This window comes from Peribacillus sp. YIM B13482, from assembly GCF_042787975.1.
GTDB lineage: Bacteria > Bacillota > Bacilli > Bacillales > DSM-1321 > Peribacillus > Peribacillus simplex_A.
In genome coordinates this window covers 13,889-29,019 of record NZ_JBHZPF010000015.1, presented here as the reverse complement: position 1 = coordinate 29,019, position 15,131 = coordinate 13,889, and the positions used below count along the sequence as shown (strand labels likewise).

12 protein-coding genes and 1 pseudogene are annotated in these 15,131 nt (G+C 39.9%); 5 read left to right on the top strand and 8 right to left on the bottom strand.

The window, feature by feature from the left end:
* Positions 1-41: 41 nt before the first annotated feature.
* From ACFX4L_RS09910 to ACFX4L_RS09885, 6 genes are all read right to left on the bottom strand, one after another.
* On the bottom strand, positions 42-455 hold the full coding sequence (locus ACFX4L_RS09910) for a MerR family transcriptional regulator (RefSeq protein ID WP_061462155.1): 414 nt from the start codon (positions 453-455) through the stop codon (positions 42-44).
* A gap of 84 nt (positions 456-539) precedes the next feature.
* Positions 540-2,180, bottom strand: a complete 1,641-nt coding sequence (locus ACFX4L_RS09905) for a SulP family inorganic anion transporter (RefSeq protein WP_377404974.1) — start codon at positions 2,178-2,180, stop codon at positions 540-542.
* Between the two features lie 625 nt (positions 2,181-2,805).
* A complete protein-coding gene (locus tag ACFX4L_RS09900; protein ID WP_377404932.1) occupies positions 2,806-4,215 on the bottom strand; it encodes a GH1 family beta-glucosidase in 1,410 nt (469 codons plus the stop codon).
* Positions 4,216-4,691: 476 nt separating this feature from the next.
* A complete protein-coding gene (locus tag ACFX4L_RS09895) occupies positions 4,692-5,813 on the bottom strand; it encodes an NADH-dependent flavin oxidoreductase (protein WP_284471420.1) in 1,122 nt (373 codons plus the stop codon).
* Positions 5,814-5,834: 21 nt separating this feature from the next.
* Positions 5,835-6,143: an iron-sulfur cluster assembly accessory protein gene (locus tag ACFX4L_RS09890; protein ID WP_284471421.1), complete on the bottom strand. Its 309-nt coding sequence runs from the start codon at positions 6,141-6,143 to the stop codon at positions 5,835-5,837.
* A 109-nt stretch (positions 6,144-6,252) separates the two neighbouring features.
* Positions 6,253-7,239: a Gfo/Idh/MocA family protein gene (locus tag ACFX4L_RS09885; RefSeq protein ID WP_377383923.1), complete on the bottom strand. Its 987-nt coding sequence runs from the start codon at positions 7,237-7,239 to the stop codon at positions 6,253-6,255.
* Positions 7,240-7,444: 205 nt separating this feature from the next.
* Between ACFX4L_RS09885 and ACFX4L_RS09880 the strand changes: the two genes are divergently transcribed.
* Together ACFX4L_RS09880 and ACFX4L_RS09875 are read left to right on the top strand one after the other, a co-directional pair.
* Positions 7,445-8,230 (top strand): SDR family oxidoreductase, encoded by a 786-nt coding sequence (locus ACFX4L_RS09880; protein WP_284471423.1) that lies wholly within the window; start codon positions 7,445-7,447, stop codon positions 8,228-8,230.
* A 176-nt stretch (positions 8,231-8,406) separates the two neighbouring features.
* Positions 8,407-8,818 (top strand): annotated as a pseudogene (locus ACFX4L_RS09875) (transposase); the annotation flags it as partial.
* A gap of 147 nt (positions 8,819-8,965) precedes the next feature.
* Here ACFX4L_RS09875 and ACFX4L_RS09870 read toward each other — a convergent pair.
* Positions 8,966-10,189, bottom strand: coding sequence for a multidrug effflux MFS transporter (locus tag ACFX4L_RS09870; RefSeq protein WP_377404971.1), 1,224 nt, complete (start codon positions 10,187-10,189; stop codon positions 8,966-8,968).
* A gap of 360 nt (positions 10,190-10,549) precedes the next feature.
* Positions 10,550-11,527 (bottom strand): 2-hydroxyacid dehydrogenase, encoded by a 978-nt coding sequence (locus ACFX4L_RS09865; RefSeq protein ID WP_377404928.1) that lies wholly within the window; start codon positions 11,525-11,527, stop codon positions 10,550-10,552.
* 342 nt (positions 11,528-11,869) lie between these two features.
* Between ACFX4L_RS09865 and ACFX4L_RS09860 the strand changes: the two genes are divergently transcribed.
* The 3 genes from ACFX4L_RS09860 to ACFX4L_RS09850 all read left to right on the top strand — a co-directional run bounded on the left by ACFX4L_RS09860 (position 11,870) and on the right by ACFX4L_RS09850 (position 14,319).
* Entirely contained in the window at positions 11,870-12,826 is a 957-nt protein-coding gene (locus ACFX4L_RS09860; RefSeq protein WP_284471425.1) for an MBL fold metallo-hydrolase, read from the top strand.
* A 57-nt stretch (positions 12,827-12,883) separates the two neighbouring features.
* Positions 12,884-13,027 carry a hypothetical protein gene (locus ACFX4L_RS09855; RefSeq protein ID WP_284471426.1) on the top strand — a complete coding sequence of 48 codons (144 nt, stop codon included), beginning with the start codon at positions 12,884-12,886 and terminating at the stop codon, positions 13,025-13,027.
* A gap of 89 nt (positions 13,028-13,116) precedes the next feature.
* Positions 13,117-14,319, top strand: coding sequence for a M14 family zinc carboxypeptidase (locus tag ACFX4L_RS09850; protein ID WP_377404925.1), 1,203 nt, complete (start codon positions 13,117-13,119; stop codon positions 14,317-14,319).
* The last annotated feature ends 812 nt before the right edge of the window (positions 14,320-15,131 follow it).

The following is a 15,131-nucleotide window of genomic DNA, read 5'->3' as shown; positions in this document are numbered from 1 at the left end:
GGACAAAAAAAGACCCAATCAGGTCTTATTTTGGCAAAATCTTAAGAGAACATGGCAATGATGCTCAATAAAGAGCTACCCCGAACGGAAAGCTGTTTTGCAGCATATGTTAACTGCCGTTCATCGAGCTGTTCCAGTAAAGGCTTTAATTCAAGCAATTCGTTCTCCAGTCCTTTAAGGTCTGTAGATATCTTGTCCACCATCAAGAGCACTTGCTCAGAATCAACAGTGGATTCAGACCAAACAAGTAACCGTTCCTTGATTTCAGTCAACGGCATATTCTGTTCTTTATACCGATTAATCATTTGAAGACGATTTAGAGCATCTTCTGTATAATATCGATATCTTGACCCAGTTTTTTCATAGCTCAGCATTCCTAATTGTGTGTAATAGTCAATGGTTCTCCTCGAAACATTCGCAAGTTCAGCAAGCTGGCCAATCCGATATACATTCACCCAGATAGTCACCTTCTTTTAAAATCTACTGTTAACGATACTATAACATAACTATCCTATAAGGTGACCTCGAGGATGAATCTATTAGACTACTTTATCAGAATTGCCCTTCAACTGCTTCTTGGCAAAATACAGGGCATCTTCTTTCGATTTAAAAAAGTGCTGTTTTTCTATCTTATGATACAAACCAGTGCTGAGTAACAATTCCTTTGGTTGCTGCTGGATTCCGGAAATGATTAATTTCCCCTTATATTTTCCGATTCGATTAACAATCGCCAATAGTGCAGCCTCTGCTGAAGTGTCCATATATGTTACCCGGCGCATGCTTAATACCAACACTTTCGTCTTATTATCCAGGTTCGCCAATATCGATGACTCCAGGACGTCTATCGAACCAAAGAAGAGGGGACCTTCCAAGTTATACACGTTGATCTTTGAATCCGAATTATCAATTGGAACAATCTCAGTGATCTCATGACTTCTTTCCCTAACCTTTAACGTTTGGCTCATTTTTGCAATGAAGGTGATGAATGCAATCGATAAGCCGATTCCCACTCCCATGATTAAATCAGTGAAGACAGTGATGAGGAAGGTGACTAGCAAAACCGTCGTATCCGCCGTCTTCGTTTTCAATACATGAGCGAATTCCTTTCTTTCACTCATATTCCAGGCAACAAACATCAATATGGGCGCCATGCTAGCCAAAGGTATATGCGCTGCATATGGAGAAAGTACTAGCAAAACCAGTAAAACGACAATTCCGTGAATGACTCCGGACATCGGGGAGGCTGCCCCGCTTTTTATATTGGTAGCTGTCCTGGCAATAGCACCTGTTGCCGGTATCCCACCGAAGAATGGAGTCGTGATGTTCGCAATCCCTTGGGCAACCAATTCCTTATTACTATCATGCTTGGTTCCCCCCATATTATCGGCCACTGTAGCTGATAACAATGACTCGACACCGCCCAACAAGGCAATGGTAAAAGCAACGGGAAGGAGGGTGATAATGATCTCCACTGAAAGCTCCGGCACTTGGAATTCAGGAAAACCTTTCGGAATCGCCCCATACGTGGAACCAATTGTAGCCACCTTATCGGGAAGTAAAAAGTAAGCTGCCATTGTGGATATTAGCAGACCCAGGAGCGGTCCTGGCACTCGTGGCAGGAGTCTAGGTGCCAGCAGTATGACGACAAAACATATGATCGCAACAAACACACTATACATATTGATCGTGTCTGCTTTAATCACCAGTTCCTTCATGTTATCCATGAATGCTTCATGTTTTTCCACTTTCATACCAAAGAAGTTGGCAATTTGCCCCGAGAAGATTATTATCGCAATTCCTGTTGTAAATCCAATGATTACTGGACGGGGAATGAACTTCATCAAATTGCCTAACTTAAGAAGACCCATCAAGACTAATATCATTCCCGCTAAAATTCCGGCAATTAGCAGACTTTCATACCCATATTGCATAACGATTCCAAATAATAAAGGAACAAACGCCCCGGTTGGTCCTCCAATTTGATACTTGGAGCCACCCAAAATCGATATGAGAATTCCAGCTATGATGGTCGTATATAACCCGTATATCGGTTCGACGCCTGAAGCAATTGAAAAAGCCAATCCTAAAGGAATGGCTATAACACCTACAACCAATCCTGCCGTTACGTCTTTTTGAAAACCCTTCATGTTATATCCTTGAAATCTAGAATCTTTTATCATCTTTTTCAAACTCACATCCTTATTCGTTTTTTAAGATTGGAATCTACCATCATCAGGAAAAATGACATTCTTTCATTTTAGAGGGAGTTACACGATCGAAAATAAATTAACTATTGTAGAGGATACTATCCTTTCAACGGGACTGATTCGTTCACTACAAGCATGCGGGGGGCCTTTCCAAAACTAAGGAATAATCGTCATATGCACTCTCCTTTTGTAAGGTTATTTGACATGGTTCTTGCCACGCTCCAACATTATACAGTAAAACGTAAAACTGTACATTGTTAGTAACGTTAACATTTGTTTACAACTTTTTGCATCTTTTTACATTTACATTACAATCCGGGACCATACTTCCAGTCTGGTAAATTTGAAGCCGGAGATTTAGACTAGGAATCAGGAGGTTTGACCTTTCGACTAATTCCCCATTCAGCTCATGGTGTAGTTTTGAAACTAATTTGGATCAAATTAAGACCAGGAACCTTGATTAATGAACAATAGAAAGAGCATGTTTGAAAAGGTTGCTCAAACATGCTCTTACCTTAGTCCGACTAAATGATGCATTCAATCATTACCTTATAAATAAGAAAACCTCTTGATTGAAATCAAGAGGTTTTCTTTTTATTTACAGCTCTTCCCCTCTCGTCTCGATAATATGCTTATACCAATGAAACGACAGCTTCTTTTTTCGTTTTAACTGATCATGATGATCCACGTAAATAAATCCGTATTGCTTCTTATACCCGTTTAACCAACTTAATAGATCAATGACAGACCATGCATAATACCCTTTTATATGGATGCCTTCTTTGATTGCACGCTTAATCACTTTTAAGTGTTCCTCAATATATTTAATACGGGGAACATCCACTATTTCACCATCGATAATGGGATCCTCATCACCAAGACCGTTTTCTGTAACATACATTTTAATATCACCATAACGCTCTTTTAACATATGCAGCCCATCTAAAAATCCTTGAGGTGAGATTTCCCAGCCCCATTTTGTATATGTTTTATCTTCCATTTTTACGGTCCGATAAAAGCCATCAAAAGACGGGTTCCCTGGAGCAAGGGTAGATGTTTCTCTTGAATGCTCCACGTTTGAAACAGCTTCGCGATTTTTTTCCACCCGAATGGGCTGGTAATAATTAAGTCCAATAAAATCATTGTTCTCCGCATTTCTTTTTAACGTATCCAGTTCTTCTTCAGTCCAACTTGGCGTCCAGCCTTTCTCCTTTAATTGCTCAACCACATAAGATGGATATTCACCTTTTAAAATTGGGTCATAATACCAAAAAGTTTCATATTCATTGGCATGCCGAGCAGCTAATACATTCTTATGTTTATCATCTATACTATAAGCTGGCAGGAATACATGGGTAATCCCAATTTCACCGTAATGATTCAGTGCCTTGTATACCTCTACCGCTTTTGCATGTGCATAAAAAACATAATGTATCGCTTGAAAGTATTTATTTTCATCGTTTTGGATTCCAGGCGGGTGCGCTCCTTTTAAATAGCCCAAACCGCAAAACATAACCGTTTCATTAAACGTGATCCAATGTTTGATGCGGTCTCCGAAAGCGCGAAAACAAATTTTCGCATACTTTACGAATGCTTCAGCTGTTCGCTTATTCGTCCATCCCCCATCTTGTTCAAGCGTCAAAGGCAAATCCCAATGATACAGCGTAACAAATGGAACAATCCCATACTTTAAGCATTCATTAATAACATTATTATAAAACTCCAAGCCTTTTTCATTGACTTCTCCATCCCCTGTGGGCAAAATACGTGCCCATGAAATGGAAAACCGGTACGATTCAAGTCCCATCTCTGCCATTAATTTAATATCCTCTTTGTAACGATGATAATGGTCTATGGCTACATCCCCGTTTGTACCTTCAAAAGTTTTCCCCGGAATCTTTGAAAAGACATCCCAATTCGTTACACCTTTTCCATCCTCATCCCATGCACCTTCTATCTGAAAAGAAGCAGAGGCTGCTCCTAATAAAAAATCGTGCGGAAACTTCATTGTAACACCCCTTTTTATACCATCTTATTAAATTGATAATAATACATTTTATTTATTGGTACAAATATTAATGCAATTATATAATTTTTTTCAGTATATGACTACAGAATCTTCGTAAAAACATATGTGTTATAGATAGTATTCACTGTAATGAAATGGTTAAATCGAGTGCCAATACTAAAATAAACGTCGTTCGTTCTGCTGATTCAATGCTTCTACTTTGGCCGAAGTTGATATTCTTTTTTGAACTAATAGAATAATAAAGCAATTTGCCCTAGAAACAAGCTTTTCGGCAATTAAATATACTCGGTTTCGAATGTACGTAATATACGTATGACAGTTACATTTTAATTGAATTCCACATCAGATATTTTATCGGTTTGCCTGTTTCTCAATCTCGGTTTATTGTGTGAATCCAACAAAAACCCGTCCACCTAAAGAGGACGGGTAACTTATCTATTCATGGTGTTTCATCATCATTCCACAACCGGGAGCCAACCTTTTATCCCGATCAACTTTTCCCAAAGCGGATCTGGAATGACCAGTTCATCCTGATCTTTTTTTGAGAGGGTAGTCCGTATTTCCGCTTCTTTTCCAGACCTGATTTTTTCAATCCAATGCGGTTCCATAAGAAGTTCACGGCCTAGGGCGATAAAAGGGACACCCGTTTCCATGGCTTCTGCAACTTCATCGGGTGTATGCAGTGAACCTACACCGACCACCGGGATACGATTACCTACTTTATCGAAAATTTTAACGATGCGCGACTTTGTCCTATCACTCTCACGGAATGAGCCATTCCAGAAGTGACCTACCGATATATGTAGATAATCCAGGTTTTGATTCGCTAATCTATCAACGAATTGGATCGTATCATCTAAAGTGATTCCAGGATTGCTGCCTTCTTCAGGAGAAAGGCGGTAGCCAATTATAAACGGCTTTTCTGCATGCTCGGCAACCGTTCTCTCGACTTCATTCACAATGGTAAGCGGGAAAATCAATCGTTTTCCCAATGTTCCGCCCCATTTATCTGTACGGCGGTTCGAGTGTGGCGAGAAGAATTGTTGAAGCAAGTAAGTATTGGCACCATGGATTTCCACACCATCGAAACCTGCTTCGATGGCCCTTCTTGTTGCTTCGCCAAATGCCTTAATAACGTCTTGTATTTCATCTTCATTCATTTCCCGCGGTACAGGTGCTTCCTCGCTGGAAGCAATGGCACTTGCAGAAACAGGTTGGTTATCAGGCAATAATTCCGGAGGACTTTGCCGGCCTCCATGATATATTTGCAATATCGCTTTTGACCCATTAGACTGAATCGTTTCCGCTAATTTTCTCAAAGATGGGATAAATGAATCGTCATCTGCACTAAATTGACCTGGGAATCCCTTTCCTCCGGCAGATACATAGGCACATGCCGTGACCACCGCACCTACACCAGCCGAGCGTTCAGCGTAATAGGCCAGTTCATCATCGGTTACAACACCTTGATCATCCGAAGAATAAGTGGTCATAGGAGCCATCATGATACGATTTTTCACTTCTACCCCTGATGGAAATTTATATGGTTGAAAGATCTTTTCGTATTTTTGGTTCATGCCAAATCCTCCCCCTTAATCTTAATCGTGATGATGTCCGTGCGGCTCTTTTGAAGGGTTCGTGATTTCAAAGCCTTCTTCAGGTACATAAAAATATTTAATCCAGACGCCATCCAGAAATTCCTCACGTGAATCAAGCAAGATATCGATATCTTTATCTGTTTTGACGATTTCATCATGCTCTGCCGGTGTATCTAGTTTCATCTCATAATGGGCATGATCGCCATGCATATGCGTGATATATACACGAATCATTTTCCCTTCGGCTTCATCAGTGCCCAGCATTTTTTGTAAGACCTTTGCTGCATTACGATTAATTTTGCAATTCATGTCCATTCCTCCAACAATAAAAATTTCCATGTACTAAATTCTACCCAATTATGGGGCAACAGTAACATCCATTTATATCCTTCCTGCTTGGCCATGTCCAATTAAGTGCTTATAATCGGTCTGAAGGAAAGACGACGCCAATTTGCTTTCTTGCTTCATCCATGATTTCCATAGTCAACAGTGAATTAGAATATGAATTTATATCGGACTCCATTTTCCCCTGCTGTATCAATTCAACAAATTCTTTCGCTTCATAATACATGGTAGGCATATCCTGTTTAGCCGAAATGCTTTCAGTTGTTCCATCCCGATACTGGATATCCACCGCTTGCGGTCCTGAAATTTTCTGAATGAGGATGCTTCCAAGTTCACCTTGAATTTCCGATGGCAAATTGGATTCGGTAATCTTCGAAAACATGACGACCGCCTCCATTTCATCATAGGAAAGCAAGATCGTGCCCTGTCCATCAACTCCTGATTCAAGCATCGTTCCTGACGCCTGCACCTTATTTGGTTTACCGAATAGTACAACAAGTGGATAGAGGACATAAATACCTAAATCCATTAAAGAACCATTAGAGAATTCAGGATTGAATGCATTCAGCACAGTGCCTTGTTTATACGAATCATAGCGAGATGAATATTGACAAAAGCTTCCCGAAAAACGTCGTATCTTCCCGATTTTATCCAGATTCGCCTTTATACTTTCGAAATTCGGCATGATGGTCGATTTCATCGCTTCCATCAATAGCACTTCATTTTGTTTTGCAGCTTCAATCATTTCCATTACTTCTGCCGCATTTGAGGCCATTGGTTTTTCACATAATACATGTTTTTTATTTTGTAAAAACAACACGGCTTGCCTGCAATGATGAGAGTTAGGGCTGGCAATATATACAGCATCGATCTCATCGCTGGCCGCCATTTCTTCTAAATTTGTAAAAATCGTATGTACATCGTATTTATTGGCAAATTCCTTGGCTTTCGCTTCTGTACGTGAATACACGGCGGTTAAAGATAAATCCGCTACATGCTTTACAGCCTCCAAAAATCGTTCCGTGATCCAATTTGTACCTATTACCCCTATTCGTATCAACAGCCTATCCCCTTTCAAACTAACTTATCATGTCCTCAATATACAGACATTTCCTTGAAAAACAAAGAATAATGAACACTGGCAACCGTTTAAATTGGATTTTTCAGGCAATATTCGTTTATAATTTTCCTATATAATCACTGCCATGATGTTTCTACATACTCCCTAAACGGGAAAGAAAACTTAAAAGGAGCGTGTGAAGTTTATGACAGATTTAATGAAAAACAAAGTTGCCATCATTACCGGTGGAGGATCTGGAATTGGCCGCGGTGCAGCACTTAAACTTGCTGAAAACGGCGCGAACATCATCTTTTTTGACCGTACAGTCGAAAATGCCGAAAAGGTGAAGGAAGAAGTGGAAAACCTGGGCAGAGAGGCTTTAATCATTAAAACGGATGTTTCCAAGGCTGAGCAAGTTGAACATGCCTACAAGGCCGCCTATGACCATTTTGGCAAAATTGATTTTGTATTTGCAAACGCAGGCATAAACGGAGTGATAGCCCCTATTGAAGATATAAAGCCAGAAGATTGGGATCAGACACATACCATCAACCTCAAAGGCACCTTTCTCACCATCAAATACGCCATTCCCTATATGAAGGAAACGGGTGGCAGCATCGTAATTAATAGCTCCATCAACGGAAACCGCTATTTCAAGAATTTTGGATTTTCCGCCTATAGCTCATCCAAAGCTGGTCAAGTCGCTTTTGGTAAAATGGCTGCACTCGAATTGGCAAAATATAAAATCAGGGTGAACACCATTTGTCCCGGCTCCATCGATACGAACATTCACGATAACACTTTCCCGGAAGATGAAAACTTAAAAAAAATCAGGATTCCCATAGAATATCCGCAAGGTTCTCAGCCCCTGGCGAAGAAAGCGGGGACTACCGAACAAGCTGGTGATCTCGTATTGTTTCTAGCATCAGACATGTCCTCCCATATTACGGGCACGGAAGTTTATATCGATGGTGCAGAATCACTATTATAATTCATACTTCCCCCTCGGATATTCCATTAAAAGGGAAAAGCTAAAATCCCATATTAGGATTTCAGCTTTCAGACTGTAGCGTTGATTTCCACTCCAGGCACTCGCTTTCCGCTCCAATCAACTTTGTTATAAAATTTAGATAAAATCTCTTTTGCCTACAGTCTTTTTTGTTTTAATATTTCTGCAAACATGACTATGTTTACGATGAACATTTTGATTATTACCTTTGCCCATCGGACGAGATTTTAAAGTACTCAACAACGAATTACGAGGGCTATCGCGAGACAAAACACCAAAACACATTTGTGTGACATGTCCATTTTTATCAAAGTGACCGAAAGTAATGACCATCAAAAAGTAGTGACACGTCATATCTGGCAAGATTATATGAAAGAAGCCGATCATCTGCGTCATCATCAAGATGTAAAACCTATCTATGCGGAGCGTGTTTTCGCAGATGCAAAAGAAAAGCATGGCATGCGTTGGATTACTTTAAGGGGACTTAAAAAATTGTCGATGCAGGCGATGCTCACTTTCACTGCCATGAATGTAAAGAAGATGGCCAATTGGACATGGCAAGGTCCCTAACATAGGGGCTCATAGAGACCCAATTCCTTAATATTGAGCAAAATTCAAAGGGAATTTCAAAAGGGGTTCGGAATGTTTTAATTCCGAATCCCTTTTGTCTACAAACTGAAAGCTGAAATCCCATATTAGGATTTCAGCTTTTCCTTTTTAAGCAACTTTCCTTAACCCACGACGGGCAAGGAGTAAATAAGCGCACATGGCGATGACATGACAACTTACCATCACAATCCCCATTGGCAAGGGTGACTCACCTGAACCTAGTCCCACCAAGGGAGCCATTAGTGATCCTAATATGAAAGGAAGCAAGCCAATTAAAGCCGAAGCACTGCCTGCTGTTTTTTTCTGATTTTGCATCGCTAAAGAAAAACTCGTTGTACCGACAATACCGACGCTGGAGACGGAGAGGAATAAAGCGGCCAAGATTCCTGCCAGCCCAATTTCGAGAAGGACTGACGCAAGAAGTAATATTCCCCCAAACAAAGCTAGACATAATCCCATTTGAAGCAGTTTTTCTTCTTTAACCTTCCCTGCCAGCTTCCCGGCAACTTGTGAAGCGATGATGATCCCAATTCCGTTTATTGCAAAAATCAGACTGAAGGTCTGTGGGGAAACGCCATAAATGTTCTGGAGAACAAAAGGTGATCCGGAGATATAAGCGAACATTGCGGCACTTATGAATCCTTGTGCAAAAGCATAGCCCATAAACACCCTATCCTTCAATAAATTCCCAAACGTCTTGATTGTATCGTTTATCCCACCAGCACTCCTGAGATTAGGCGATAAAGTTTCCTTTATCCCAAAAAATGCAGCCGCAACCATAATGATACTTAATACTGAAATGACAATGAAAACTCCCCGCCAAGAAGTGAACTGCAAAAGTTGACCGCCAAAAACCGGAGCCAATATCGGTGCCGCCCCATTCACCAGCATTAACATGGAGAAGAACTTGGTCAAATCCGTTCCTGAAAAAAGGTCACGAACTATGGCCCTTGAAATGACAATGCCTCCCGCTCCCGCAATACCTTGGATAAAACGTAATAATAAAAGCAATTCAATGGTTGGAGCAAAAGCGCATAACAGAGATGAAATGCAATAAATGGATAAAGATATGATTAACGGTGAACGCCTTCCTTTTGCATCACTTAGCGGCCCTAAATAAATTTGGCCCAAAGCCAATCCTAACAAGCAGGCAGTCAAGCTCAGCTGCGCTAATGACGTACTGCTTTTCAGATCCTCTGCCAGTGTGGGGAGACCCGGTAAATACATATCAAGTGAGAGTGGTCCGATGGCTGCAAAAGACCCTAGCATAAGAGCCATCAACAGCCTTTTGGATTTAGTCATTTCGTTGCCTGATGATATCGTTTCCTTCATTTCAATCATTATTACCCCTATCCCTTTCAACTAATTGTTTTTCCTAAATAAAACTCGACTTTCTTTATTTTACAAAAGACCGGAACAATTTACGATAAGTATGCTTCAATTGAAAGGGATTCTTCCTTTCGGCACTCAGTTAAGCACAGGTGCATCAAAACTCCGAAATCTTCTAAAAAGGACAAATCATATATCAGGAAATATCATTTGAGAATACGACGAAGTAAAGAAAAACTATTAAAGGTCCAACATTCCCCATAAAAAAATGACCCCATTTCGGAGTCATTCAGACTATAGCCAAACTTGGAGAAAAGTCTGAGAGTAAAAAACGGTGAAACCAATCCGAACCCCATTTTAGCGTCATTTTCCTTTATTCAACAATACTAAATTACGGGGAGAATCACCTGATAATCCTTCCTTCAAGTTTTGTACAGCAAGAGTTGCCATTTTTAATCTTGTGGCAATACTTGCACTCCCGATATGGGGTAATGTAACCACATTGGTCAATGTAAGCAGAGGGTGATCCAACCGAACGGGTTCTTCTTCAAATACATCCAGTCCAGCCGCCCAAATCTCCTGATTTTTCAGCGCCTGATATAACGCGTTTTCATCAATTATCCCGCCTCTTGCGGTATTAATGAGCACAGCCGTCCCTTTCATTAATCCCAGCTGCTCCTTGCCGATCATATAAGCGGTTTCCGGTGTGAGCGGCAGCATGACACAAACGAAATCCGAGATTTGGAGCAATTTTTCAAGGGGCTGATATTCGATTCCCAATTCTTTTTCCTTTTCATACTTTCGACTACGATTAAAATAAACTAAGTTCATATCAAATCCCTTTGCTCTTTTTGCAAGGGCTTCACCAATCCTCCCTAACCCGATGATACCAAGCGTCGCACCGTTTACATCTTGTCCGGTCAGCTGCATTGGCGACCACGTTTCCCATCTCCCACTCCTTAAATAATCTTCTGCCTCCATCAACCTCCTTGCCGTTGCAAGGAGCAAGCCGAAGGTTAAATCGGCTGTCGTTTCCGTTAAGACCCCCGGTGTGTTCGTTACCATGATGCCCCGTTTAGTTGCACTTTGAACATCAATATTATTATGGCCTACTGCCATATTCGCGATGATTTTCAGATTAGCCGCCTTTTCAATCAGTGACTCGTCGATTTGTTCCGTCAACAAGCAAAGCAGCCCCTCTACTTCTTGCATTTCTTTTTCAAGGACTTCTCTAGGGACCGGTATATCCTCTTGGTCCCACATCCTGACATCATAATTCCCACTAAGACCATCGATGATTTGTTCCGGCAATTTCCTTGTAATATAAATTTTAGGCTTCAAACCATAACCCCCCATACCGTTTTTTTATTCATGGAGACACACTTGCTTCATTCGTCATGCATTCAGTTTTCATTTCATATGAGACTTCAAAAAAATTAATTATTATATTGGCTAAGTAACCAGATTGTTTATTCAATTTTAAAATAAACTAGATAATTAGACCATTCATTTCCAATCATTCTTACTATTAAAATATTGTTTATCTGAAAGCTTCCGCTTGACAGTTTTATTTCATTCAACTAATCATAAATAATAACCCTATAATTCTATTCTTACTTTATTTAGTAATGTCGCAATTTTTCAGATGAAGTTTATCTCGATTTAGGAGGATATGAGACGTTCATGAAAAATAATAAAATTTATCCAATTATAGCTCCAAGCGCTTTATCTTTAAAAAGTATAAACTTTTATTTAGTCAAACAGGATGAATCTTTAACATTAGTCGATGCTGGTATGAATGATGACGTTTGCTGGAATGCACTGCAGCAAACCTTAAAGGAAAATGGATTTACCGTTGGGGATATCACGGGAATTTTATTAACCCATCATCATGGGGACCATGTTGGCTTGGTCAACCGGATTACTGAACTCCATCCTATACCAGTCTATGCCCATTCTAAATCCGTTCCCCGTCTAAAACGGGACCCTGACTTCTTAAATATGAGAATAGAATTTTATAAGCAGCTTTATCTTGAGATGGGCTGTGGCGAACTTGGAGATAAACAAGTAGCATACCTTTTCAACGCGGTCGACAATAATAAAGATCAAAAACTGAATTGTGACATCATCGCAATCACAGGAAAACAATGGCTAAATTTTGAAGTGATCGAATTTCCCGGGCATGCCCCGGATCAAATTGCTTTCCTTGACCAAAAAGGGAAACTGCTTCTTTCCGGTGATTTATTGATTGAACATATTTCAAGTAACGCCTTGATCGAACCTGATGAAAACGGCAATAGGATGCTGACTCTTGTCGATCATATCGACTCATTAAAGCGATGTTTAGCATTACAGGTGAATCTCCTCTTACCAGGTCATGGCAACATCATGGAACAACCTGGTCCATTGATTGAAAAAAGACTCAATAGCATTGAGAGAAAGTCACAAAAAATCCTGGCCTTAATAGAATCTGGAATTTCTACAGGAAATGAACTGGCAAAGGAATTTTACAAACAAAAGTATACATCAGAATTCCCGCTCGTCATGTCAGAAATCATCGGCCATTTGGATTACTTGGAATATCAGGGGAAGGTCAAGAAACAACTTATCGAATATGTAGTTCATTATCAAACTAAGTGACAATCAATAAGGCTGAATAGATATTATCCCCACTGTCCCCTCAGTGAGGATTTTACTATGTCTAGAAAAAATAACAGCTTCTTGAAAGTTAAAGATTCAAGCAGTTCAAGGTTATCTAAATGGTATGGATACCGTCGGATGAAAATTGCGCTGCGTGGTAAACTGTCATTTTGGATTGAATTTTTCTTTTCACATTTATAGGCCTTTTTAGGTGTTTTTAATAATCTAACAGGAAAAAGAAGAGAAAACGAAGAATTTTTCTGAATATTGGGTATTTTCGAAAAAGGAGAATGAATGTGAAAAAGAAACTTTTTAAGGTTTTAAGTTCAACAGTAATAGCAGCAGCATTACTTGTCCCTAATGTCAGCTTTGCTGAACGAGGACCAAACCCGACAGGTGGAACGAATCTTTCTACTGAAGCATTCCTTAATTATGACGAGCTTGTAAAAAAATTAAATCAACTTGAGCAAGTGAGTAAAGGGAAAGTAAAAGTAGAAGTGGCTGGACAAACAAATCAGGGGCGTTCCATTCACAAGGTAACGGTCGGTCATGGTGACAAAGTCGTTCTTATTCAAAGTGAAATTCACGGAAATGAAAAAACAGGAACTGTTGCGTTATTGAACATTCTTGAAAACCTTGGTCAAAGCAACTCGCCTGAGGTAAAGAAAATGCTTGATGAATTAACAATCGTTGCTATTCCAATGATGAACGTAGACGCCTCAGAGCTTGATCGCCGTGGAAATGAGATGACATGGTCAGAGGTTGTAGGGAAATTCCCACAACTTTCAAATGTGAAACCCGCTTGGAACTATTACACGATTCCCAGATCTGGAGACGACTATGCTAGCAAACCGGGATTTGATGTTAATCGTGACTTTAATCCAAACCTTAACTATGTACCAAAGCCTCAAGACTTCCCGGGGGCATCTGAAAAGCCGGGCTGGTTTATTACACCTGAATCGCAAACGGTACGTGACATATATAAAGGGTTAAAATCGAAATTTGGTAAAGTGGATGTTTTTATCGACCTTCATCACCAAGGGTTCCCATATATCGAAGGAACTGATGGTCGTGTAACAATGTCAATATCCGGAAAATTCGTTGCCAACCCAAGCACTCCTGCAGGGGCTAAATATGCAGAGTATGCAGATAATTTTAAATATGATTTCTCCCGTCAGTTGACACTTACTGCGTATAACGCACTACAAGCAAAAGGGAATTCCGTGTTTACAAATATTTCATTGTACGATCAATCTATCGACCTGCCAGGTACTGCTTTAGGAACGTTTGCTTTAAACGGAAGTGGTACGGTTCTATTTGAAGTAAGTGGACAAACACAAAACTTTGGGCAAAAAAAGAAAGGCCAGCTAGTAAAAACGGTTGAAACTGGTCTAATGGGTATTATCAATGGTGTAACAGATGGATCGGTTCATAATATTAATCCATCAGACTATGAAAATATTCCTGAAAGTTCATCTACACCGGGATTCTAATCACGTTGAAACTTAATTTTAAAGGCGGCTATCTCAATAGATAAATTGATATTATCCCCTCTAAGTGGACAGTGTAAAAAACGTTCATTCTTGGAGAGGGATTTTATTATGCCTAGAAAAAATAACGCTACTCTTGGAGTTAAAGATTCAAGCAGTTCAAAGTTTTCTAGATGGTATGGATGTCCTCGGGTGAAAATTGCATTGCAATCGAGGCTTTTTCGTCATTCACAAAAAAGTATATGCTTAATGTGGGAATTACAAGTACAGTCCATTATTAGAAGGGAAACCGCGTTTCTTTAAAGGCGAATACTCTAGAACCTATCCACATTTGAACGAAAATTTCAGAATAGAGCCCACTGAAGTACTCGTTAGGGATATTACCTATATTTGCTGAAGTGTGGATTTCATTATTTATCTGCCGTATAAGACATTATAACAATGAGATTATTGCTTGGAAGTTGTCTTCACGGAAGGGATTTACATCTTGTGTTGGATAGATTAAATTCAGTAACAGAAAAAAGAAATGTGTACAGAACCATTCTCCATTCGGATCAAGGGTTTCAGTACACATCTCCCGCCTATCATAAGCAATTAGCACAACTGGGTGTTATTGGAAGCCCCCTTCGTAAGGGAAACTGTCATTTATAATGCTTGTATTGAATCAGAATGTATTTTTTTAAATCAATTTGAATCTGAAAATAACTACAAGCAGCCATTGTGAACGATTCCAAAAAAGACTCTGCCACCTCGCACCGATAGAATATCGATGCCAGATGGCAACTTAGCCTTTTTAGTTGTCTGTTTTACAGGGG